Annotated in this window: 25 protein-coding genes; 12 read left to right on the top strand and 13 right to left on the bottom strand. The window is 70.3% G+C overall.

Features of this window, described 5'->3' with window-relative positions; genetic code table 11:
- Positions 1–22: 22 nt before the first annotated feature.
- A complete protein-coding gene (locus ACIO52_RS12900) occupies positions 23–694 on the top strand; it encodes an SIMPL domain-containing protein (protein ID WP_218721169.1) in 672 nt (223 codons plus the stop codon).
- A gap of 130 nt (positions 695–824) precedes the next feature.
- On the opposite strand, the gene ACIO52_RS12895 is transcribed toward ACIO52_RS12900, so the two are convergent.
- Positions 825–2,189, bottom strand: coding sequence for a class I SAM-dependent RNA methyltransferase (locus ACIO52_RS12895; protein WP_402643779.1), 1,365 nt, complete (start codon positions 2,187–2,189; stop codon positions 825–827).
- The gene (locus ACIO52_RS12890) at positions 2,186–4,183 is read right to left on the bottom strand and encodes an APC family permease (RefSeq protein WP_218716951.1); all 1,998 of its coding nucleotides are present in this window, start codon (positions 4,181–4,183) and stop codon (positions 2,186–2,188) included. The genes ACIO52_RS12895 and ACIO52_RS12890 overlap by 4 nt, the downstream gene beginning before the upstream one ends.
- Before the next feature lie 173 nt (positions 4,184–4,356).
- Between ACIO52_RS12890 and ACIO52_RS12885 the strand changes: the two genes are divergently transcribed.
- The gene (locus ACIO52_RS12885) at positions 4,357–5,022 is read left to right on the top strand and encodes a TrkA family potassium uptake protein (protein WP_218716950.1); all 666 of its coding nucleotides are present in this window, start codon (positions 4,357–4,359) and stop codon (positions 5,020–5,022) included.
- Positions 5,023–5,027: 5 nt separating this feature from the next.
- Positions 5,028–5,699 carry a TrkA family potassium uptake protein gene (locus ACIO52_RS12880; protein ID WP_316575472.1) on the top strand — a complete coding sequence of 224 codons (672 nt, stop codon included), beginning with the start codon at positions 5,028–5,030 and terminating at the stop codon, positions 5,697–5,699.
- 38 nt (positions 5,700–5,737) lie between these two features.
- Here ACIO52_RS12880 and ACIO52_RS12875 read toward each other — a convergent pair whose 3' ends face one another.
- From ACIO52_RS12875 to ACIO52_RS12865, 3 genes are all read right to left on the bottom strand, one after another.
- A complete protein-coding gene (locus ACIO52_RS12875) occupies positions 5,738–6,358 on the bottom strand; it encodes a sigma-70 family RNA polymerase sigma factor (protein WP_218716948.1) in 621 nt (206 codons plus the stop codon).
- Positions 6,359–6,485: 127 nt separating this feature from the next.
- A complete protein-coding gene (locus ACIO52_RS12870; RefSeq protein ID WP_218716947.1) occupies positions 6,486–7,223 on the bottom strand; it encodes a DUF3159 domain-containing protein in 738 nt (245 codons plus the stop codon).
- A gap of 3 nt (positions 7,224–7,226) precedes the next feature.
- Positions 7,227–7,634: an OB-fold nucleic acid binding domain-containing protein gene (locus ACIO52_RS12865; protein WP_019047972.1), complete on the bottom strand. Its 408-nt coding sequence runs from the start codon at positions 7,632–7,634 to the stop codon at positions 7,227–7,229.
- Between the two features lie 74 nt (positions 7,635–7,708).
- On the opposite strand from ACIO52_RS12865, the gene ACIO52_RS12860 reads away from it, so the two are divergent.
- Positions 7,709–8,437 carry an alpha/beta fold hydrolase gene (locus ACIO52_RS12860; RefSeq protein WP_402643772.1) on the top strand — a complete coding sequence of 243 codons (729 nt, stop codon included), beginning with the start codon at positions 7,709–7,711 and terminating at the stop codon, positions 8,435–8,437.
- A 100-nt stretch (positions 8,438–8,537) separates the two neighbouring features.
- Here ACIO52_RS12860 and ACIO52_RS12855 read toward each other — a convergent pair whose 3' ends face one another.
- On the bottom strand, positions 8,538–9,449 hold the full coding sequence (locus ACIO52_RS12855; protein WP_316575474.1) for a DUF3710 domain-containing protein: 912 nt from the start codon (positions 9,447–9,449) through the stop codon (positions 8,538–8,540).
- On the bottom strand, positions 9,449–9,919 hold the full coding sequence (dut, locus tag ACIO52_RS12850; protein WP_218716944.1) for a dUTP diphosphatase: 471 nt from the start codon (positions 9,917–9,919) through the stop codon (positions 9,449–9,451). The genes ACIO52_RS12855 and dut overlap by 1 nt, the downstream gene beginning before the upstream one ends.
- Before the next feature lie 72 nt (positions 9,920–9,991).
- Here dut and ACIO52_RS12845 point away from each other — a divergent pair, with 72 nt between their 5' ends.
- On the top strand, positions 9,992–10,528 hold the full coding sequence (locus ACIO52_RS12845) for a DUF3093 domain-containing protein (protein WP_218716943.1): 537 nt from the start codon (positions 9,992–9,994) through the stop codon (positions 10,526–10,528).
- A 14-nt stretch (positions 10,529–10,542) separates the two neighbouring features.
- Here ACIO52_RS12845 and ACIO52_RS12840 read toward each other — a convergent pair whose 3' ends face one another.
- Complete coding sequence (locus ACIO52_RS12840; RefSeq protein WP_218716942.1) at positions 10,543–10,845, bottom strand: DUF4193 domain-containing protein; 303 nt, start codon at positions 10,843–10,845, stop codon at positions 10,543–10,545.
- 374 nt (positions 10,846–11,219) lie between these two features.
- Between ACIO52_RS12840 and cei the strand changes: the two genes are divergently transcribed.
- Positions 11,220–11,903, top strand: a complete 684-nt coding sequence (cei, locus tag ACIO52_RS12835) for an envelope integrity protein Cei (RefSeq protein WP_218716941.1) — start codon at positions 11,220–11,222, stop codon at positions 11,901–11,903.
- Positions 11,904–11,947: 44 nt separating this feature from the next.
- On the opposite strand, the gene ACIO52_RS12830 is transcribed toward cei, so the two are convergent.
- A complete protein-coding gene (locus ACIO52_RS12830; protein WP_402643767.1) occupies positions 11,948–12,844 on the bottom strand; it encodes an inositol monophosphatase family protein in 897 nt (298 codons plus the stop codon).
- 96 nt (positions 12,845–12,940) lie between these two features.
- On the opposite strand from ACIO52_RS12830, the gene ppgK reads away from it, so the two are divergent.
- The 3 genes from ppgK to ACIO52_RS12815 all read left to right on the top strand — a co-directional run bounded on the left by ppgK (position 12,941) and on the right by ACIO52_RS12815 (position 16,446).
- Positions 12,941–13,699 carry a polyphosphate--glucose phosphotransferase gene (gene ppgK / locus ACIO52_RS12825; protein WP_218716939.1) on the top strand — a complete coding sequence of 253 codons (759 nt, stop codon included), beginning with the start codon at positions 12,941–12,943 and terminating at the stop codon, positions 13,697–13,699.
- Positions 13,700–13,943: 244 nt separating this feature from the next.
- The gene (locus tag ACIO52_RS12820; RefSeq protein WP_218716938.1) at positions 13,944–15,311 is read left to right on the top strand and encodes an RNA polymerase sigma factor; all 1,368 of its coding nucleotides are present in this window, start codon (positions 13,944–13,946) and stop codon (positions 15,309–15,311) included.
- A 244-nt stretch (positions 15,312–15,555) separates the two neighbouring features.
- Entirely contained in the window at positions 15,556–16,446 is an 891-nt protein-coding gene (locus ACIO52_RS12815) for an MHYT domain-containing protein (RefSeq protein ID WP_218716937.1), read from the top strand.
- Here ACIO52_RS12815 and ACIO52_RS12810 read toward each other — a convergent pair whose 3' ends face one another.
- Genes ACIO52_RS12810 through ACIO52_RS12800 form a run of 3 tightly spaced genes read right to left on the bottom strand, consistent with a single transcriptional unit; the run spans position 16,447 to position 18,522 of the window.
- The gene (locus tag ACIO52_RS12810; protein ID WP_316575476.1) at positions 16,447–17,625 is read right to left on the bottom strand and encodes a cation:proton antiporter; all 1,179 of its coding nucleotides are present in this window, start codon (positions 17,623–17,625) and stop codon (positions 16,447–16,449) included.
- Between the two features lie 5 nt (positions 17,626–17,630).
- Positions 17,631–18,113, bottom strand: a complete 483-nt coding sequence (locus ACIO52_RS12805) for a TrkA C-terminal domain-containing protein (RefSeq protein WP_218716935.1) — start codon at positions 18,111–18,113, stop codon at positions 17,631–17,633.
- 37 nt (positions 18,114–18,150) lie between these two features.
- Positions 18,151–18,522: a DUF952 domain-containing protein gene (locus tag ACIO52_RS12800; protein WP_218716934.1), complete on the bottom strand. Its 372-nt coding sequence runs from the start codon at positions 18,520–18,522 to the stop codon at positions 18,151–18,153.
- 401 nt (positions 18,523–18,923) lie between these two features.
- Here ACIO52_RS12800 and ACIO52_RS12795 point away from each other — a divergent pair, with 401 nt between their 5' ends.
- Positions 18,924–19,118: a hypothetical protein gene (locus tag ACIO52_RS12795; RefSeq protein WP_029903635.1), complete on the top strand. Its 195-nt coding sequence runs from the start codon at positions 18,924–18,926 to the stop codon at positions 19,116–19,118.
- Positions 19,119–19,211: 93 nt separating this feature from the next.
- Here ACIO52_RS12795 and ACIO52_RS12790 read toward each other — a convergent pair whose 3' ends face one another.
- A complete protein-coding gene (locus ACIO52_RS12790) occupies positions 19,212–19,970 on the bottom strand; it encodes a TetR/AcrR family transcriptional regulator (RefSeq protein WP_218716933.1) in 759 nt (252 codons plus the stop codon).
- Positions 19,971–20,095: 125 nt separating this feature from the next.
- Between ACIO52_RS12790 and ACIO52_RS12785 the strand changes: the two genes are divergently transcribed.
- Positions 20,096–21,844, top strand: a complete 1,749-nt coding sequence (locus ACIO52_RS12785; RefSeq protein ID WP_402644421.1) for a DEAD/DEAH box helicase — start codon at positions 20,096–20,098, stop codon at positions 21,842–21,844.
- Positions 21,844–22,386, top strand: coding sequence for a hypothetical protein (locus ACIO52_RS12780; RefSeq protein ID WP_316575477.1), 543 nt, complete (start codon positions 21,844–21,846; stop codon positions 22,384–22,386). Before ACIO52_RS12785 ends, ACIO52_RS12780 begins: the two co-directional genes overlap by 1 nt.
- Positions 22,387–22,400: the final 14 nt, after the last annotated feature.

Genomic DNA, 22,400 nt, shown 5'->3' with positions numbered 1-22,400 from the left:
TTCGACCGACAGGAGTACCGCGGTGGGCAAGAAGTCCTGGCAGGCGAGCACCACGATGATCGGGCGCGGCACGGTGCGCGCGGTTCCCGATCTGATCCGCGTCACCCTGTCGGTGGAATCGCGCGCCGACACCGTCGCCGCCGCCTACGGCCGCGCCGGTGACCGGGTCAGCGCCGTCGTCGCCGCCCTGCGCGCGGCCGGGGTCAGCGACGCCGACATGGCGACCAGCGGGCTGAGCGTGCGCACCGAGACGGTCTACACCGATCAGGGACGCAGCGAGATCTCCGGCTACCTCGCCACCACCGGGCTCAGCATCGCCCTGCGTGACGGCACCGGCACCGAACCGGCCGACACGGTGGCGGCCGCGGTGACCGCGGGCGGCGACGACGTCCGCCTCGGCGGGCTGACCCGCGGGATCGCCGACCCCGAGCCGCTGCTCGCCCAGGCCCGCGACGCCGCCTTCGACGACGCGAAGACCAAGGCCGCGCAGTACGCCGAGCGCGCGGGCGTCACGCTGGGCGCGGTCGTGCAGATCACCGAGGACACCGCCGTGCCGCTCCCCCGCGCCTACGACATCAGCGCCGAGATGGACAGTGCGCCGATGCTGATGGCCAGGGCCGCTTCGCCGGTGCCGGTGGTTCCCGGGGAGACCGAGGTCGGTGCCACCGTCCGGGTCACCTGGGCCCTGGACTGATCCGAACCGGGTCGCCCGGCAGCGGAGCCCCGGCACGCCTCGGCGGAGTGCTCGCCGAGCGCGGAGGCGCCGCTGCCGACGTCCCGCACCGGTCGATGCCGGGTGGTCCGGCGGCCCGAACCGTCCTCGCTCAGCGGTCGAGCAGGGCGACGCATTCGACGTGGTGGGTCGCCGGGAACGCGTCGAAAGCGCGCAGGTCGGCGAGGCGATAGCCCGCGTCGAGATACAACCCGAGATCGCGCGCGAAAGACGCCGGGTCGCACCCGATGTGGACGATCCGGCGCGGATCGGCGTCGGTGACCGCGGCCACGACCTCCTTGCCCGCACCGGCCCGCGGCGGATCGAGCACCACGACATCGGGGCCGTCGCCGTCGGCGTGGGCACGCACCCAGCGTTCGACACGGTCGGCGCGCAGGTCCAGCCAGGGCAGATCACGCAGCGCGGCGGTGCCGTCGGCGACGGCCGAGCGCGCCGATTCGACGGCGGCGACCGCACCGGTCTGGCCGGTCTGCTCGGCCAGCCGCGCCGCGAACACGCCGACGCCGGCGTAGAGATCCCAGCCCGAACCGCCGGGAGCCAGCCCCGACCACTGCGCGACGAGGTCCGAATAGCATTGCGCGGCACCGCGATGCGCCTGCCAGAAGCCGGTGGCCGCCAATTCCCAGCGCCGGCCCGCCACGTACTCCACGGCTCGGCCGGTGCCCGCCATCACCCATTCCTCGCGGGGGGCGTTGGTGGCCGACTTGCGCGCGGCGGCCCGGTCGCGGATCGCGCCGCGCTCGTCACCGGGGCCGCCGGACTCCCGGCGGCGGGTGGGCCGCTGACCACGGCCACGGCCCGCGCCGCGCGGGGTCGACGGACGACCGCCCGGCTGCACGGTGTCGGGCACCGCCGCCAGTTCCACGATGTGGCGCACACCGTCACCGTCGACGGCGACGACCAGGTCCGAGCCCGGTGTCCAGAGCCGGTCGGCGACACCGTCGAGCGCCCCGGCCACCGGCTGCGGGCAGCGCAGATCCGGGATCACCGCGGTGCTGCGGAAACGGTGGACCCCGGCCCGGCCCGCGTCGTCGACGACCAGCCGCACGCGGGTGCGCCAGCCGCCGGTGGCCTCGCCGGAGTCACCGGCGATCGGCTCGACGGTCACCTCCCGGTCCACCCCGGCCAGCCTGCGCAGCTGCTCGGCCACCACCGTGGCCTTGAGCGCGCGCTGCGCGGCGGGAGTGGCGAAGGAGAAATCACAGCAACCCGCGCCGCCCGGCCCGGACACCGGGCAGGTGGCCGGCACCCGATCGGGCGACGCCTCGACGATCTCGACCGCATCGGCCCGGCAGAACGACCCGCCCCGGTCCTCGGTGACCCGCGCCCGCACCAGTTCGCCCGGCAGTCCGTGGCGCACGAACACCACGCGCCCCTCGTGCCTGCCGACGCAGAATCCGCCGTGCCCGGGCGGCCCGAGCCGGATCTGGAATTCCTGTCCGCGCCAATCGCTCATCGACGACGGCCCGGCTCTTCGAAACCACGGCGCACCGATCCCGGCGCGTTCCCCTCGGCGGCCTGCTTGGCCCGCGTGGAGGAACTGAGCTGCCACGGCACGCTGGTGACCATCACGCCCGGCTCGAACAGCAGCCTGCCCTTGAGCCGCAACGCGGACTGGTTGTGCAGCACCTGCTCCCACCAGTGACCTACGACGTACTCGGGGATGAACACGGTGACGACATCGCGCGGCGCGTCCTTGCGGACCCGCTTGACGTAGTCCAGCACCGGCTTGGTGATCTCGCGATAAGGCGATTCGATCACCTTCAGCGGCACGTTGATCTCGCTGTTCTCCCACTCGCGCACGAGCCTGCGGGTATCGGCGTCGTCGACGTTGACGGTGATCGCCTCGAGCGTGTCCGGGCGGGTCGCGCGGGCGTAGGCCAGCGCGCGCCGGGTCGGCAGGTGCAGTTTGGAGACCAGCACGATGGAGTGGGTGCGGCTGGGCAGCACCCCGTCCCAATCGGATTCGTCGAGTTCGCGCGAGACCGAGTCGTAGTGGCGGTGGATGAGCTTCATCACGACGAAGATCGCCACCATCGTGATGATCGCGATGTAGGCGCCGGCGAAGAACTTGGTGATCAGCACGATCACCAGCACGGTGCCGGTCGCGGTGAGGCCGATGGCGTTGATCACCCTGGACCGCTTCATCTTCGACCGCTGCGCCGGATCGGTCTCGGTGCGCAGCAGGCGCGTCCAGTGCCGCAGCATGCCGGTCTGGCTCAGCACGAACGAGACGAACACCCCGACGATGTAGAGCTGGATGAGCTTGGTCACCTCGGCGCCGAACAGCACGACGAACGCGATCGCGGCGCCGGACAGGAACAGGATGCCGTTGGAGAAGGCCAGCCGGTCGCCACGGGTGTGCAGCTGACGCGGCAGGTAGCGGTCCTGGGCGAGAATCGAGCCCAGCACCGGGAAACCGTTGAACGCGGTGTTGGCGGCCAGCACCAGGATCAGCGCGGTGACGATGGTGATGAAGAAGAAGCCGATCGGGAAGCCGTGGAAGACGGTCTCGGCGATCTGGGCGATCAGCGTCTTCTGCTGGTAGTCGGCGGGTGCGCCGACCAGGTTCGTGGTGTCGTGGGCGTAGACGACGCCGATCTTCTGCGCCAGGATGATGATCCCCATCAGCAGCACGATCGCGATGGTGCCCAGCATGAGCAGCGTGGTCGCGGCATTGCGCGACTTGGGCTTGCGGAACGCGGGCACGCCGTTGCTGATCGCCTCGACACCGGTCAGCGCCGCGCAGCCGGAGGAGAAGGCACGGGCGATGAGGAAGGCGAAGGCCAGACCGTAGAGATGCTCGTCCTCGGCATTGAGCCCGAAACCGGCCGATTCGGCTTCGAGGTCGTCACCGAGCACGAAGATCTGGAACAGCCCCCAGCCCAGCATGACGAACATGCCGACGATGAAGGCATAGGTCGGGATCGCGAACGCCGTACCGGATTCGCGGATGCCGCGCAGGTTGATCGCGGTGAGGATCGCGATCGCCACCACGGCGAACAGCACCTTGTGGGTCGCGACGAACGGGATGGCCGAGCCGATGTTGGAGGCCGCCGAGGAGATCGACACGGCCACCGTGAGCACGTAGTCGACCAGCAGCGCGCTGCCGACGGTCAAACCGGCGTTGGGGCCCAGGTTCTTCGTCGCGACCTCGTAGTCACCGCCGCCGGAGGGATAGGCGTGCACGTTCTGCCGGTAACTGGCGACCACCACGGCCATCACGAACGCGACGGCCAGACCGACCCAAGGCGCGTACAGATAGGCCGAGATGCCCGCGGCCGACAGCACCAGGAAGATCTCCTCCGGCGCGTAGGCCACCGACGACATCGCGTCGGAGGCGAACACCGGCAGCGCGATACGTTTGGGCAACAGCGTGTGGCCGAGCGAATCGCTGCGGAACGGCCTGCCGAGCAGCAATCGCTTGGCTGCCGTCGTCAACTTGGACACCGGGCTGAGCATAGAGGAGAACACCCGCGGCTTCGCGCGCACGTCGGCGCCACACCGGCCCGGTGTCGTGATTGTTTGTGCCGCGTCGCCCGGGGGAAAATGGGCGATGGGAGCATTCGGCGGGTACGGTCCAAGCCGAATGCCACGGGGTTGGCCAGGAACGAGGGTGCGCGGTGTACGTAGTGATCATGGGGTGCGGACGGGTCGGCTCGTCGCTGGCGCGCGCTCTGGTCCGGGTGGGACACGAGGTCACGGTGATCGACCGCGATCCCAGCGCGTTCCGCCGGCTGGGTGAGGGGTTCACCGGGCAGGAAGTAGTCGGCGTCGGCTTCGACCGGGATGTGCTGACCCGCGCGGGAATCGAACGCGCCGACGCCTTCGCCGCCGTGTCCTCGGGTGACAATTCCAACATCATCTCGGCCCGGGTGGCCAGAGAGATGTTCGGCGTGGAGCGGGTCGTCGCCCGGATCTACGACGCCAAGCGCGCCGAGGTCTACGAGCGGCTCGGCATTCCGACCATCGCGACCGTCCCGTGGACCACCGACCGTTTCCTGCGCACGCTCATCGGCGACAACTCGACCACCACCTGGCGCGACCCCACGGGCGCGGTGGCTGTCACGCAACTCACCCTGCACGAGGACTGGTCCGGCCGTACGGTGCGCGATCTGGAACGCGAGCTCGGAGTGCGCGTGGCGTTCATCCTGCGTTTCGGCCAGGGCCTGCTGCCCGAGTCCAAGACCATCGTCCAGGCCGACGATGTGGTCTACGTCGCGGCGACCTCCGGCAGTGTCGGTGAGGCGGTCGCCCTGGCCGCCAAGGCTCCCACAAGCGAGGACTGAACAACATGAAGGTGGCCATCGCCGGAGCGGGCGCCGTCGGGCGCTCGATCGCCAGGGAACTGCTACGCGGCGGGCATCGGGTGATGCTGCTGGAACGTCAGCTCGACCACATCGATCCGCCCGCCATCCCGGATGCCGTCTGGGTGCACGCCGACGCCTGCGAGCTGTCGCTGCTGGAGAACGCGGGACTCGAGACCTACGAGGTCGTCATCGCCGCCACCGGCGACGACAAGGCGAATCTGGTGCACAGCCTGCTGGCCAAGACCGAGTTCGGCGTGCGCCGGGTGGTGGCGCGGGTCAACGATCCGCGCAACGAATGGCTGTTCAACGAGTCGTGGGGCGTCGACGTGGCGGTCTCGACGCCGCGGCTGCTCGCCTCGCTCGTCGAGGAAGCGGTGTCGGTGGGTGATCTGGTGCGGCTGATGACGCTGCGGCAGGGTCAGGCCAATCTGGTCGAGATCACCCTGCCCGCCGACACCCAGCTCGCGGGCAAACCGGTCCGCAGCCTGGTCATGCCGCGCGACACCGCGCTGGTGACCATCCTGCGCGGCGGCCGGGTGATCGTGCCCCAGCCCGACGACCCGTTCGAAGGCGAGGACGAACTGCTGTTCGTCACCTCGGTGGAAGCCGAAGAGGACCTGCGTCTCACCCTGGCCACCCACGGCATCAAACCGTAACCCTCCGATACGGTTTTCGGCGCGCGGGTGGCGCCGGATCAGGCGACCTTCAGCTCCGCGCGCAGCTTGTTGAGCGCGCGGTGCTGCATCACCCGCACGACGCCGGGGCTGGTGCCGATGGCCTCGGCGGTCTGGGCCGCGCTCCAGCCGAGCACGATCCGCATCACCAGCACCTCGCGGTGGTTCGGCGCCAGCACCTGCATGAGATCCCGGGTGGCCGCGCGCCGCTCCAGCGCCAGCGCCCACTCCTCCGGGCCCGCCGCGCCGCACGCCGCGTCGGGCAGCTCGGCCATCGGGTACGCGGTGTGCTTGGCCCGGCGGAAAGCGTCGGAGACCTTGTTGGCGGCGATCCCGTAGACGAAGGCCAGGAACGATTTGCCCTGGTCGCGGTAGCGCGGGATGGCGGTGACGGTGGCCATCAGCACTTCCTGGGTGACATCGTCGGCGGTGACGGTCAGATGCCCGGTGGCACCCATCCGGGCCGAGCAGTACCGGCGGACCAGCGGGTGCACCAGGCGCACGATCTCGGCGACGGCGTCGCGGTCACCGGCCGCGGCGGGCCCGATCAGCGCGTCCAGCTCGGCTCCGATGCGCTTGCTCTCCGACAGCACGGAGGCGTTCGACTTCTTCGATGCGCCGGGGCGGTGCTCGGTAGCCATCATGGTCGCCGGTCCTTTCACGATCACTGCGTTTTTCGGTACGCATTGATCGTGCGACGAACTCGACGGTGCTACCAGGCACCCCAGGGTGGGTACTTCCCCACCTCCGGCGGCGGTCCGGCCACCCTCAGGCGTGAGTGGAATCCGTTCCGGCGCCGGATTTCTCGACCGGCAGGTGGCCGGCCCGGCGCACCGCCCACACGGTGACCACCAGCGCCACCGCCGTCAGCGGCCAGCCCATGCCGATCCTGGCCACGGCCAGCCAGGTGGTGTGATCGGTGTCGTAGAGCTGGGACTGCACCAGATAGCGGGCGCCGAAGACGACCACCCACACGACGGTGGCCAGGTCGTAGAGCCTGCGGATGCGCCGGTCCGCGCGCCAGCCGGTGCCGTGCCCGTTCAGAGCGCCCCAGATCACGCCGACCAGCGGCCAGCGGAACAGGATCGACAGTGCGAACACGCCGCCGTAGACCAGGCTGGTGTAGATGCCGAACAGGAAGAAGCCCTTGGCCTCGCCCATCCGGTAGGCGATGAACGCGCACACCCCGACACCGAGGAACCCGGAGATCGCGGGCTGCACGGGGCTGCGCTTGTACAACCGCCACCCCAGGACTCCCGCGGCGACGCCGAGAGCGGCCCAGATGGCCGCGGTGAGGCCGGCGAAGGTGTTCACCGGGACGAACACCAGCACGGGCAGGGTGGAGTAGATCAGGCCGCTGATGCCACCGAGCTGCTCGAGCAGCGTCTGCTCGGCCTGCTCGACCTCGGCGTCCACCGCGGGGTCGACCGGCTCATCGGTCGCCACGGGCAGTGCCACGGTGGGCTCGGGGTCCGCCTCGATGCGGTACTCGTCGCTGGAGGGCATACGTCAGCTGTTCCCGCGCAATTCGTAGTAGGGGTTGAAGATCACCTTGCGGCCGTCGCGGTCGCCCACGCGGCCACGGACCAGGATCCGCCTGCCCGGTTCGATGCCCGGAATGCGCCTGCGGCCGATCCAGACCAGGGTGATCGCGTCGGTGCCGTCGAAGAACTCGGCCTGTACGGTCGCGCCCGCGGCTTTGGGACACGCCTCGACGCTGCGGAGCCTGCCCAGGATGGTGGCTTCCTCACCGCGACAACAGTCCACCGCGCGCCGGGCACCGGAGGCGTCGGCCGTCTCCGCCAGTTCCTCGGCGTCGAGCTGGTCGATATCGGCGGTCAAGCGGCGCCCGAGTCGACGAAAGTATCCCGAGTCCGGACCCGATCCCGACTTGTGTCCGCCCGTGGATGACGACATGGCACGCTTCTCCCGCTAGTTGGCCGTACACCGCCACTGTAGATGGGCAAACGATCGGCCGCTACGCTCGGTCCGTGTTGCGCATCCCATCCCAGGTCACCGTGGTCGCCCTGCCCGGAACCGGTTCCGACGCCGATTTCGCCGCCCGCGCGTTCGGGCCGGCCGCAGCCGCGCACGGACTGCCATTCCTCGCCGTCGAACCGGACCCCCAGGCCGTGATCGCGAGCTGTACCGCGGCTTTGGCGGCCGCCGCAGCGCGCGGCCCCGTCCTGGCCGCGGGGATCTCCCTCGGCGCCGCGATCGCGCTCGACTGGGCAGCCGGGCACTCGACCGCGGTGGTCGGTGTCATTACGGCATTACCCGCCTGGACGGGTCCCGAAACCGCTGCCTGCCCGGCCGCGCTGAGCGCTTCGGTTACCGCCGAGCAACTCCGCGCCGACGGCCTGGACGCGGTGATCGAGCGGATGCGCGCCTCCAGTCCGGCCTGGCTGGCCGACGCGCTCACCCAATCCTGGCGCGGTCAGTGGCCGCACCTGCCGCGGGCGCTCGACGAGGCGGCGGCCTACGCCTGGCCGACAGTCGAGCGGCTGGCGGGCACCACCGTGCCGGTGGCCGTGGTCGGCGCGAGCGACGACCCAGTGCATCCGATCGCCGTCGCCGAGCAGTGGGCCGCGACACTGCCGCAGGCGCGGCTGCGTCGGGTGACCCTCGCCGAACTGGGCACCGATCCGGCGGTGCTGGGTTCGGCGGGATTCGCCGAACTGGCAGCGCTGCACGCCGATTCGACCCCCGCCCGCGCCTAGACCGAGACCACGCCGAGCGAGTCCGGCGACCGCCCAGACCTCCCGCGACACCGCCGGTTCGCCCGCGCAGCCACGGACACCGGCTGTGCGCGTTCGGTTCTCAGTTCAGGCCGAGCTGCTGCATGGCCGATCCGTCGGCGCCGCGACGCGGCTCGTCGGGCATCTTCGGCGGCAGCGCCGACGTCGGCGCCGCCTGCGCCGCGGCGGCCTGCGCCGCCAGCGCCTGCTGCTGGGCGAGCACCTGCTGCTGATGGGCGGCGGCCAGCTGTTCGGCCAGCTCCTGCGGCAGCACCACCGGGAGCGGATCACGCACCGGCAGCGGCTCGTCACCGCGCCGCACCACGGCGTCGGCCAGGACGGCACGGGCCGCGGTGATCAGCGGACTGCGCTCGTCGACCGCGCCGGACGGGCCCGCGGCGACCAGGCGGATCATCCAGCGCGGACCGTCGACGCCGATGAAGCGCAGGTCGGCGCCCTCGGTGATGGCCTTGACCTCGCGGCCCCACGGCCCCTTCTCCACGGCGACGCTCGCGCCGTCGCCGCGCAGCGATTCGGCCAGATCGGCGGCGACCGTACGCCACTGGCCCGCCGACTTGGGCGCCGCGTAGGCGGCGACGGTGAGCCTGCCGTGCTCGGTGGCCAGGTGCACCGCTTGTGGGGTGCCGTCCGGGCTCATCTCGACCTGGAGCTGCCCGCCGTCGGGCACGGGGATGACCACCGACCCCAGATCGAGTCGGCGCGCGACCATCTCGTCGGTGACCTCGCTGATGTCGTACGGACCGGCCGCGGCGTCCGGCTCGTGGTCGAAGTTGCCGTAGATGCGCTCGTCGGTCGGGGCGTCGTCGAAGTCCAGGTGCGCGAAATCGGGGCGCTGGAATTCGTCGGTGTCGTACTCGTCCTCGAACTCGTCGAAGCCGTCGGCATCGGTGTAGTCGTCGGCCTCGGCGTACTCCGCCTCGTCGTAGGCCGCGTCCGCCCGCGGTGCGCGCTTCTTCTTCCCGAACAGACCCATTACGCCTCCTCGCCGGCCAGGCTGGCATGCCCGCCGCTCGACCCGTATCCGCCGGTACCGCGGGCGGTCTCGTCGAGATCGTCGACCTCGGCGAAATCGACCAGTTCGACCCGCTGCACCAGCAATTGCGCGATGCGATCGCCGCGCCGCAGCTCGATGGCCGTGCGCGGATCGTGGTTGATCAGGCACACCTTGATCTCACCGCGATAGCCCGCGTCGACCGTGCCGGGGGTGTTGACCACCGACAGGCCGGCCTTGGCGGCCAGGCCGGACCGGGGATGGATCAACCCGACCGTGCCGACGGGCAGCGCGATCGCGATCCCGGTGCCGACCAGCACCCGCTCGCCCGGTTCGATGATCACGTCCTCGGTGGTACACAGATCGACGCCCGCGTCACCCGGATGGGCACGCGTCGGCACAGGGATGCCGGGATCGAGCCGCCGCAGCGGAATCGGTGCAAGTGCGTTCACATCGGTCGAGCCTACGCGGTCGGCGCCGGACCTTCTCGTCGCCGCCCTGGTGCGGTGACCTAGTGTTGAGGGGTGCCCGACCAGCCCCATTCGCCGACCACCGACCCCGCCGCCACCGAGCGCTCAGCGTCCTCGGGACACGGTGTCTCGCCCTACCGCGAACGCCTGTGGGTGCCGCTGTGGTGGTGGCCGATCGGATTCGCCATCGCGGGCCTGCTGGCCGCCGAGATCCACATGGGCGCGCCCGGCGTGCGGGCGTGGTTGCCCTACGTGCTGCTGGCGCCGATCCCGGTCTGGATCCTGCTGTGGATGTCGCGGCACCGCCTGGAGGTCACCGTCGCGCCCGACGGTACGGCGGAACTGCGCGTCGACCGCGCCCACCTACCGGTGAGCTTCGTCGCGCGCGCCGCGGCCGTCGCACCGACGGCCAAGAGTGCGGCGCTGGGCCGACAGCTCGACCCCGCCGCGTATGTACAGCACCGGGCGTGGATCGGCCCGATGGCGCTGCTCGTACTCGACGACCCGGACGACCCGACGCCGTACTGGTTGGTCAGTACGCGCAGGCCGGACCGGGTCTTGGCCGCGCTCGGACTCCCGAGCGCGGGCTGACCCGTCGCGTCGCGCTAGGCGGCGCAGTCCATGCAGATCAGCTGGCCGCCCTTCTCGCTGGCCAGTCGGCTGCGGTGGTGCACGAGGAAGCAGCTCGAACAGGTGAACTCGTCGGCCTGCTTCGGGACCACCCGAACGCTGAGTACCTCATCGGACAGGTCCGCGCCGGGAAGCTCGAACGATTCCGCCGTATCGGACTCGTCGATGTCCACGACGGCGGACTGCGCCTCGTTGCGGCGGGCCTTCAGCTCCTCGAGCGAATCCTCCGACACTTCGTCGGATTCGGTGCGCCGCGGTGCGTCATAGTCGGTTGCCATGTCGTCTTCCCCTCAGTCCTTACTCCGTATATCCCGGATCAGTTCGATGGCCGTACCCCACTGGGGTCCGGCGTTCGTACCGCCCCGCCGGTGGTGCACCTCACACGTACACCGGCCGCCTATCAGGGTCGATCGAGGATCGATGACTCCGACAGCGTTCGGTTAACGCAGGACATGCCCTTGTTGTTCCCGCGACCGACCACCGTTTCACCGGTGATTATTCGATCTGGGCGGCCAGACAATAGCGGACCTACGGACAAATGTCGCAATCAAAACCCGGCCGAGTCGAAACCGACGACGAATCTTCACCTGGCGGGAAACTCGCCGAGACCTCCCGCACTCGCGCATCGCCGCCGGACTCGTAGAGTGAGCGCGTGGTTTCACTGATCACCGAAGGCAGCGCGACCGATCGCGACGGCAAACCCTTCCCGCGACGGCGGCCCGAGCTGTGGCTCGCGCTCGTCCTCGTGCTGGCTCTGGTGAGCCTGTTCGTCTGGATCACGGCGTTTCGGACCCATGACGACAGCAACGAGCCGATGGCGTGCAACGCACCGAGCACCCCGACGGCCACCAACGCGGCCCAGCCCGCGCCGCTGGGCACCCGGATGGGCCCCTCCCGGCTCGACGACGTCGATCCGGCGGCGCTGTCGGAGTCGAAGGTGCGCGTGTTCAACGCCAACGGCAAGAGCGGTCAGGCCGGTCACATCGCGGCCGCGCTGGGCGACCTCGGGTTCGCGGGCGCGCCGGGGACACAGGTCGGTAACGATCCGGTCTATGTCAACGGGGACCTCAACTGCACCGGCCAGATCCGCTATGGCGTCAACGGCAGGCCCGCGGCGGCCTCGGTGCAGCTGGTCGCGCCGTGCGCCGAGCTGATCGAGGATCCGCGCACCGACGACACCGTCGACCTGGTGCTCGGCCTGGCCTTCGGCGAATCGCTGCGTCCCGGCGCCGACGCCGAGGAGGTGCTGCGGTCGCTGAAGAACCTCGCCCCCGGCGCCAGCTCGTCCTCGATCGATCCCGCGCTGCTCGACGCCGCCCGCACCGTCAAGTGCTGAGCTGAGCCACGCGCCGCGGGTCTCTCGCCCGCGGCGCGTGCGCGTCAGTCGGGCAACGCGGTGGTCGCGCCGACGCGGGTGAGCAAGACGGTCAGATCGGCCGCGACGCCCGGCGCGGCCACGATCGTCAGCTCCCCCGCCGCGCCATCCACGGTGATGTCGGGAACGCGCACGACCGCACCGGCCTCCGCCGCGATCAGCGCGCCCGCCGCCCAGTCCCACGCGTTGAGGCCGTGCTCGTAGTAGGCGTCGAGTTCGCCGGCCGCGACGTGGCACAGGTCCATGGCCGCCGCGCCGAGCCTGCGGATGTCGCGGATCTCCGGGAGCACCTCGGTCAGGAACTGCGCCTGGCGCGCGCGCCGCTGCCTGCCGTAGGCGAAGCCGGTGCCCACGAGCGCCACCGCCAGCGAATCCTCCTGCGCGCACTCCAGTTTCGTGCGGGTGCCGTCGGCGTGCACGGCGTAGGCGCCTGCCCCGCGCGCGGCGCTGTAGGTGGTCGCCGCAGCGACGTCGACGACCGCGCCGGCGACCGGCGCGCCGTCGCGCACGGCGGCCACCGAGACGGCGTAGCCGGGCAGGCCGTAGAGGAAGTTCACGGTGCCGTCGATCGGGTCGACGACCCAGGTGATCGCGCCCGCGGCGGTCGCGCCGACATCGCCGCCGCCCTCCTCGCCCAGGATCGCGTCGGCGGGCCTGCGCTCGGCCAGCAGCGCGCGGATCAGCTGTTCGGATTCGGTGTCGACGACGGTGACCGGATCGGTGACGTGCCCCTTCGTCGCCACCGCACCCGCGACCGGGCCACCGGCGGCGAATACCTCGGGTCGGCGGGCACGCACGTGCGCGGCCGCCGCCTCGGCGAGTTCGACGGCCAGCAGCCGCAACTCCTCGTGGTCGGCGGCGGTCGGGGCGAGGACGGTCTCGGACACGATGGGTTCGGGCACGACTCCATCGGATCACATGTGGCGGCGGCTCGCGCGCAGGGTGACTACCGCTACTCTTTGTCAGGCACATCGACCGCGTCAGCAAGGGGTTGAACCATGTCCGCTCGGGGGCACGCATTCGGCATCGATATCGGCGGTAGTGGGGTGAAGGGCGCCCTGGTCGACCTGGCCACCGGCACGCTGACCCACGAGCGCCTCAAGATCGCCACGCCACAGCCGTCCACGCCGGATGCCGTCGCCGGCGCGGTGGCCGAACTGGTGGCACTGGCGGACTGGGACGGCCCGGTCGGACTCACCCTGCCCTGCGTGGTGCTCGACGGCCACGCCAGGACCGCCGCCAACATCGACCACGCGTGGATCGGCACCGACGCCCGCGAGCTGTTCTCGAAGGCGCTGGGCGGGCGCGCGGTGACCGTGCTCAACGACGCCGACGCCGCCGGGCTGGCCGAGGACAGCTACGGCGCCGCCCGTGAGCTCGACGGGCTGACGCTGCTGCTGACCTTCGGCACCGGGATCGGCTCGGCGCTGATGTACAACGGCACCCTGGTGCCCAACTCCGAGCTCGGCCATCTGGTGGTCGGCGGTGACGAGGCCGAGCATCTGGCCGCGGCGTCGATCAAGGACCGCGAGGAGCTCACCTACCCGCAGTGGGCCGAGCGGGTGAGCACGGTGCTGCGGCACCTCGAGGACCTGTTCTGGCCGAAGGTCATCGTGGCGGGCGGCGGCATCAGCCGTGATCACGAACAGTGGATCCCGTTGCTCACCAACCGAACTCCGGTGATTCCGGCCGTGTTGAAGAACACGGCGGGTATCGTCGGCGCGGCCATGGCCATCGACAAGGGCATCGCGCCGTAGCCCGGCGCGGAGGTCGGCGCAACGCCTGGGTGGCATCGTGCCATGAGTACCCTGGTTGGATCGTTACAATGGAACACGTCCGGCGGTGAGCCGGTGAAACCTTCCGGCCGCGGCCGGTCGCGAGAAGACCGGTGAACAGACCGGCTCCACCCGACCGACGCACCGCCGGTGCAACCCGACCGACCGCTCCGCCGGAAAACCACTCTGGCGTGACGCCGCACGAGACCGTCACGAAAGGGCGTACGTGGTAGCCACGAATACCCGTCAGACCGCCGACTCGGCCGACGCCGACGCCGACGCCACCACTCCGGCCAAGAAGGCTCCGGCCAAGAAGGCCGCTGCCAAGAAGGCCCCGGCGAAGAAGGCCGTCGCCAAGAAGGCTCCGGCCAAGAAGGCTGCCGCCAAGAAGGCGCCCGCCAAGAAGACCGCCGCCAAGAAGGCGACGTCGGCCGAAGGTGGCGAGGAGCAGCTCGACGACGAGTCGATCGAGCTCGACGATCTCGGCGACCTCGAGGTCTCCGAGGACGAGCTCACCGACGGTGACGCCCTGGTCGAAGAGGTGGCCGAGGACACCGCCGAGGAGACCGAGACCGAGGAGCCGTCCGAGAAGGACAAGGCTTCCGGCGATTTCGTCTGGGACGAGGAGGAGTCCGAAGCGCTGCGTCAGGCGCGCAAGGACGCCGAGCTCACCGCCTCCGCCGACTCCGTGCGCGCCTACCTCAAGCAGATCGGCAAGGTCGCGCTGCTCAACGCGGAGGAGGAGGTCGAACTCGCCAAGCGGATCGAGGCGGGCCTGTTCGCCGCGGAGAAGATGCGCGAGTTCGCCGAGGCGGGCGAGAAGCTGTCGGTGACCACCCGCCGCGATTTCAACTGGATCGTGCGCGACGGCAACCGGGCCAAGAACCACCTGCTCGAGGCCAACCTCCGGCTGGTGGTCTCGCTGGCCAAGCGCTACACCGGTCGCGGCATGGCGTTCCTGGACCTGATCCAGGAGGGCAACCTCGGCCTGATCCGCGCGGTCGAAAAGTTCGACTACACCAAGGGTTACAAGTTCTCGACCTATGCGACGTGGTGGATCCGTCAGGCCATCACCCGCGCCATGGCCGACCAGGCCCGCACCATCCGTATCCCGGTGCACATGGTCGAGGTCATCAACAAGCTCGGCCGCATCCAGCGCGAGCTGCTCCAGGACCTGGGCCGTGAGCCCACGCCGGAGGAGCTGGCCAAGGAAATGGACATCACGCCGGAGAAGGTGCTGGAGATCCAGCAGTACGCGCGTGAGCCGATCTCGCTGGACCAGACCATCGGCGACGAGGGCGACAGCCAGCTGGGTGACTTCATCGAGGACTCCGAGGCCGTCGTCGCGGTCGACGCGGTGAGCTTCACCCTGCTACAGGATCAGCTGCAGTCGGTGCTGGAGACGCTGTCCGAGCGTGAGGCGGGCGTGGTGCGCTTGCGCTTCGGCCTCACCGACGGCCAGCCGCGCACCCTCGACGAGATCGGCCAGGTCTACGGCGTGACGCGTGAGCGCATCCGTCAGATCGAGTCGAAGACCATGAGCAAGCTGCGCCACCCGAGCCGCTCGCAGGTGCTGCGCGACTACCTCGACTAGCGCCGACGACACGAGAGCCCGTGTCCATCTTCGGATGGGCACGGGCTTCTTTATTTCCGAATGCACGTGCCGATCGGTCGGTATTCCCCATGAGCCGAATTCGGTAACCGTTTCGTGATCAAACCCACAGTGACGGATTGCGCTGTGAACGACGTGGATTCGCGATCTTCGCCGTATCGTCACTCCCAGCTTTTCGTTCTACCGCCGGCCGGTCAGCGGTACTGGCATTGAGGGTTTTCGCGGCGTGCTCGACATCTATCACTTCAGCTACGGCTGGATCACTCCCGTTCTCGCGTATTTCATGTCCGTCACCGGGTGCCTGCTCGGCCTGCAGTGCGCGGCCCGCGGCCGCAACGCGGTGGAGGGACGGGTCGGCTGGCTGATCGGCGCCGCGATCGCGATCGGCGGGACCGGCATCTGGGTCATGCATTTCATCGCGATGCTCGGCTTCTCCATCCGCGGCGCGGAGATCCGCTTCGACATTCCGCTGACGCTGTTCAGCGCGATCACCGCGATGGTCGTCGTCGGGATCGGGCTGTTCATGGTCAACAAGCCCCAGCCCACGCTGCGCTCGCTGCTGGCGGGCGGGACGATCACCGGGCTCGGCGTCGGCACCATGCACTACTCCGGTATGTACGCGATGAAGTCGACGGCGACGGTGAGCTACGACGCGAAGTTCGTCACCCTGTCGATGGTGATCGCGGTGGTCGCCTCGATCGTGGCGCTCTGGTTCACCTTGCGCGTCAAGGGTTTCCTCGCGACGGTCGGCGCGGCGGTCATCATGGGCGTCGCGGTCTGCGGCATGCACTACACCGGCATGGCCGCCATGCACGCCCACTCGAACCATCTGGCGGCGCCGCCCGCCGGCTCGGGCGCGATGGACCTGCTGGCCCCGCTGATCGGTGTCAGCAGCATCGTCACCATGCTGGTGCTGATCAGCGTGAGCCTCACCGAGATCGAGAACGAGGAGGCGCTGCCGCGGATGTGGCTGACCTCCCGCCGCCGGCCCCAGCCCCGCCCGCAGCGCGAGGTCACGCCGGTGGCACCGATGCCGCCGCACCCCTACGTGGAGCACCACACCGAGGAACTGGTCTACGACGGCGTCGGCGCCTGGCCGCGCCGGGTCGTGGACTGATCAGCTCGGCGCCAGACCCACACGGCGCCGGGTGAATTCGACGACCGGCTCGACGACCCTGGCCGCGATCGGTCCGAGGATCGCCATCAGCAGCACATAGGCGGAGGCGAGCGCGGCCAGCCGGGGATCGACCTTGCCGTAGGCGACCGCCAGACCGGCGATGACGATGGAGAACTCGCCGCGCGCCACCAGCGCGGCGCCCGCCCGCGCGCGACCCATCCGGCGGATCCCCTGCCTGCTCGCCGCCCACCAGCCGACGCCCACCTTGGTGCCCGCGGTGACCACCGCCAGCGCCACCGCCCAGCCGAACACCGGCGGGATCGCGGCCGGATCGATGGACAGCCCGAAGGCGACGAAGAAGATCGCGGCGAACAGATCGCGCAGCGGCTCGAGCAGTTTGGCCGCCTCGTGCGCGGTGGAGCCCGAGATCGCGATGCCGAGCAGGAACGCGCCGACCGCGGCCGAGACGTTGAGCGCCGAGGCCGCGCCCGCCACCAGCAGCGCGGCGCCGAGCAGTTGCAGCAGGAACACCTCGCGGTCGGCGCTGTCGAGCACCGCCGAGACCACCCGCCCGAACCGCAACGCCACCACCAGCACCACCGAGATGGTCGCCAGCGCGACGGCCAGCGACATCAGCCCACTCAGCAGGCTCAGGCCCGCCAGCATCATGGTCAGGATCGGCAGGTATACCGCCATCGCCAGGTCCTCGAGCACCAGGATCGACAGGACCACGGGAGTCTCGCGGTTACCGAGGCGGCCGAGGTCGTCGAGCACCTTGGCGACGATCCCCGACGACGAGATGTAGGTGACGCCGCCGAGCACCACGGCGCCGGTCACGCCCCAGCCCAGGATCAGCGCCACCGCGGCGCCGGGCAGCGCGTTGGCCACCAGATCCACCAGGCCCGCCGCCCAGGAGCGCCGCAGACCGGTCATCAGCTCGGGGGCGGTGTACTCCAGCCCGAGCAGCAACAGCAGCAGCACGACACCGATCTCACTGGCCAGGTGCCCGAACTCGGTGGCCGCCTCCAACTGCAGGTAACCGCCGCGGCCGAAGGCCAACCCACCCAGCAGGTACAGCGGGATCGGCGACATGCCGAACCGGCCCGCCACCCGCCCGCAGATCCCCAGCGCGAACAAGATCACACCGAGCTCGAGCAGAGCCAGGGCCTGCGAGGTCACGGCGGTCAGCCGTGCGCGAGGATCTTCGCGGCCGCGTCCAGGCCGTCCGGGGTGCCGACGACCACGAGCAAGTCACCCTCGGTGAAGGTGAAGTCGGGGCCGGGCGACGGGTGCAGCTGACCGGCGCGCATCACCGCGACGATCGAGGTCTTGGTGCGGGTGCGCATCGCGGTCTCACCGAGTGTGCGTCCCGCGTAGGGCGATTCGTCCCCGATCGCGAGCTGCCGGGTGGTGATGCCCGGCAGATCACGATGGTCGTCGTTGAGTTTGGCGACCAGCTGCGGCGCGCCGAGCAGGTTCGCCAGTACCGACGCCTCGTCGGTGGACAGCGGCACCTGAGCCGCGATCGCGTCCGGGTCGTCGGGTTTGGACACGATCAGGTCGATGTCACCGTCGCGGTGGGCGACCACCCCGACGCGGCGCCCCGACTTGACCTCGAAATCCTTGCGCACTCCGATCCCCGGTAGCGCTGTGACGTCGACGTTCACCCCTCCACAGTAGCCGCGCACCCCGCGCCGATGTGGCCTACGCCACTGTGCCGCGCCGGGGCGTATCGAAGCGGCCGTCCGGTCCCGGCAAATACGTGGCGGCCTCGAGCACGGCGGCGACGGGCAGCGGGGCATAAAGATGCGGGAACAACATCGAGGCCGGATCGGTCGGCACGCCCGGCTCCCAGCGCACCTCGCCGGTGAACCGGGCCGGGTCGAGCCACAGCACCACGAGGTCGGTGCGGCCTGCGAAGAGCCGGTTGGCGGGCAGATGGACCTGAGCGGGCGTGGACAGGTGCACGAAGCCGCTCTCCGACAGCGAGGGCGGTCGGCGCTCGCCTGCCCGTTGTGCGTCGTCCCATTCTTGGGAAGTACACAGGTGAACCAGCGTGTGAGTGTCGGACGTCACGGGTAATCTCCGGGTAGACAACAGGATCGGACGTTCACGACCCTGTCACAGGATGATCGGTACGGCGCACTTCGAGGTCGCTCGGGACGTAACGAGCAACACCGCAGCGAGCGACATATCGGTGAGTGACAGGAGCGAGTGGGAGGTGGCAGCGACGGCACCGCGAGTGGTCGGCGAGGGCTCGTGACCACGACCAGCACATGTTCGCTTTCAGCGAAACCGCAGGTCGTGTTATCGAAAACACAAAGATTCACTTCCGGGAACAAAGCCTGAACCCCGAACGTCTGACAAAGTAGTCGTACCCCTGCTGGGAAGTAGCGGACGCGAGCCACGTGGAGTGACCACGGGGCCCACACCTAGGCGAACGGCCACGCAGCGCCGGGAGCCGGGACGGAGGAGTCATGCCAGGAACCCTGACCAGCACCCCACTGACCGCGGTCGATCGTTGCGATCGTTGCGGGGCGGCTGCCCGAGTGCGTGCCGTTCTTCCCGCGGGTGGCGAGTTGCTCTTCTGCCAGCACCACGCGAATGAACACATGGACCGTTTGCGCGAGCTCGAAGCCGTGATCGACACGGAATCCGCTCCCGCTCTCTGACCACTCCTCGCGTCCGAAACAACAACATCTGACAACAGAACACCCGACAGCGGGCGATCCGGAATCCGGACGCCCGCTGTTGCGTGTCCGGGATCAGCCCGCGGCGTCGGCGAGGATGCCGTCGACCAGCGTCGCGACCCCGTAGACGAAGGCACCGTCGGGATCGGCCGGTGCCTGGTAGTGCTCGCCGACGGTGGTGCCGACGCGCCCGGCCAGCGGGAACTCCTCGGCGGGCATCACCTGGGCCAGCAGGGGGCCGTGCACCTGCCACCAGTCCGCGTCGCTGAGCTGGGCCGTCGCGCCCGCCGCCGCGACGGCGAGGCGGGCGTTGCCGGTGGCGAAGTCGGTGAGCACCGCGATCGCGCGGTCCATCGCGAGATCGTCGAGCCCGATGCCCTCGATCGCGGCGAGTTGACGTTCGTAGCGGCGCATCCTGGCCGGGCCGAGGACCTGCCGCCACGGCGAGACCCCCAGCAGCCAGGGATGGGCGATCAGCTCGGACCGGATCCGGGTCGCGACGGCGATCATCCGGTCGCGGATCGGCAGGTCGGCCGGGATCGGCGGGTCGTCGGCGGCGACGGCGTCGACCATGAGCACCAGCAGCGCGTCCTTGCTGGGGACATAGGTGTAGAGGCTCATGGCGCGCAACCCGAGTTCGGCGGCGACCGCGCGGATCGTCAGCTTCTCGATGCCGTCCCGGTCGGCCAGCGCGATGCCCGCGGCGACCACCGCGTCGACCGTGACACCGGGTTTCGGGCCGCGCGCGCCCGGCTTGGCCGGCAGGGCGTGCCGCCACAGCAGTTCGAGGATGCGGGTGGCCTGTGCGGTGGATTCGTCGCCGTCGGTGGGCACGCGCCGTCCTTTCTGGCGGTCGGGAACAAACTCAGTACAGTGTACGTTGTTAGGTCGTTCGTGCTGCCCGATCAGAGGAGACCGCTCTGCCCGCCACCCAGGCCACCTATCTCCCCGACCGTCACCTGTTCGCCCTGTGGACCTGGACCGGCCACGGCGCCGGTCCCGCGCCGACGGACGTCGGCGACCAGGAACGGCTCACGCTCGCGCTGCCGGTCGGCGAGCGCGGCGCGATCGAGCCGACCGAGATCCCGGCGGCCGTGGTGACACCCACCGAGCTGGCCGCGCTGGCCGCCGTCGACCTCGCGCCGTCGACGCTGGCGTGGCGTGCCCTGCTCGGCCCGGACGCCGAGGTCCGACCCGACGCGGCCGCCGACCTGCCCGTCGCCGCCCATGCCGTCCCCGATGCCGTCGGCACCGCAGTGTGCTCGGCGCAGCGGGCGGTCCGGGTACTGCGGGAGACCGAAGTGGCCGCCGTCGAGCTGGCCGGGCTGCTCGACGCCACCCTGCGCCCCTACCAGGTGCGGGGCGTGAGCTGGTTGCGCGAGACCGTCGCCGCCTACGGCGGTGCGGTACTGGCCGACGAGATGGGTCTCGGCAAGACCGTGCAGACCATCGGGTTCCTGCGGGGCCGGGCCGACGGGCCGCAACTGGTGGTATGCCCGACCTCGCTGGTGGGCAACTGGGTGCACGAGATCGCGCGGTTCGCGCCGGATCTGACCGCCGTGTCCTGGCGCGGCGGCGAGGTGCCCGCCGCGCCCGACACGATCGTGGTCACCGGATATCCGACGCTGCGCCTGCACGGGGCCGCGTTGACCGAGACCTCCTGGGCCACCGTGGTGTTCGACGAGGCCCAGGCACTGAAGAATCCGCGCACCCAGGTGTCGCGGGCCGCCAAGGCACTCCCCGCCGACGCCAAGGTCGCGCTGACCGGCACGCCGGTGGAGAACCATCTCGACGAGCTGTTCGCGCTGCTGCACCTGACCGTGCCGCGACTGTTCGCCCACCGCACCCAGTTCCGGCGCCGGTTCGTCAAACCGATCGAGGAGGGATCGGCCGCGGCGGCGGCCCGGTTGCGCGACGCGGTGGAACCGGTCGTGCTCGGGCGTAAGAAGCTCCAGGTCGCGGCGTCGCTGCCGGCGAAGATCCACAGCGACCTGCTGTGCGATCTGACCGCCGAGCAGGAACGGGTCTACGACGCGGTGCTCGCCGAGGCGCTCGACGAGGGCTTCGGGTCCGGTCTGCAGCGTCAGGGCCGCGTGCTCGCCGCGCTCACCGGGCTCAAACAGGTGTGCAACCATCCCGGGCTGGTCTCCGGCGATCTGGACGAACTCGCCGGGCGCTCCGGCAAACTCGACCTCTGCACCGACATCGTGGCCACCAATCTCGACACCGGCGACCCCACCCTGCTCTTCACCCAGTACCGGGCGACCGGCGAGCTGCTGGTGCGCCATCTCGCCGAACAGTTCGGCGTCACCGCGCCGTTCTTCCACGGCGGGCTCGACGCCGACCAGCGGGCCGGGATCGTCACCGCGTTCCAATCACCGGACGGCCCACCGGTGCTCGTGCTGAGCCTGCGCGCCGCGGGCACCGGCCTGACCCTCACCCGCGCCGCCGACGTGATCCACTTCGATCGCTGGTGGAATCCGGCCGTCGAGGCGCAGGCCTCCGACCGGGCCCATCGGATCGGGCAGACCCGCACCGTCACCGTCACCACGCTGACCAGTTCGACCACCGTCGAGGAGCACATCGCCGCGATGCACACCCGCAAGTCGGCGCTGACCGACCTGTCCGACGCGGCCGGCATCGCCGAACTGGCCCGCCTCGACGACGACGCGCTGGTCGACATCCTGCGCCGGAAGCGAGCGAACTGATGCCCGACAACGAATTCGGCTTCACGCCCTGGGGCCGGGACTGGGTCCGGCTGGCCGAGCCGCTGCGCCAGACCAAGCCGGAACCGCTGCTGCCCCGCGCCCGCAGCATCGCCCGCAATCACGGCGTCCGCACCGAGATCGAGGGGCGCACGGTCCGCGCCCATCTGCATCGAGGTGGTCAGGCCTCGATCGCCCATGTCGAGGTGGTGCCGCTGACGCGGGCCGCGGTGACCACGATCGCGCACACGATCCCCGATCCCTCGGTGATCACCGACGAAATGCACCGTGCGCTGCTGGACGTGGGCCACTCGCCTGCTCCGGCCCTGGCCGGCACCGACTGTTCGTGCTCGGCGCGCACCGCCCGGTGCGTGCACATCCTCGCGGTGCTGTACACGATCGCCCGGCAGGTCGACGAGAACCCGCGGCTCGCCCTGGAGCTGCAGGGCTACTTCGACGCGACCGACGACGCCGAGGCACCCGTCCAGGAGCACCGCTGGACCAGCGTCCATGCTCTCGATCCGACGCGGTTCTTCGCGGTCTGACACATCGGGGCGGC

This window comes from Nocardia sp. NPDC087230 (assembly GCF_044744725.1).
Classification (GTDB): domain Bacteria; phylum Actinomycetota; class Actinomycetes; order Mycobacteriales; family Mycobacteriaceae; genus Nocardia; species Nocardia canadensis.
Note: the sequence above shows the minus strand (reverse complement) of the source record. Positions and strands in the feature narration are given on the sequence as shown.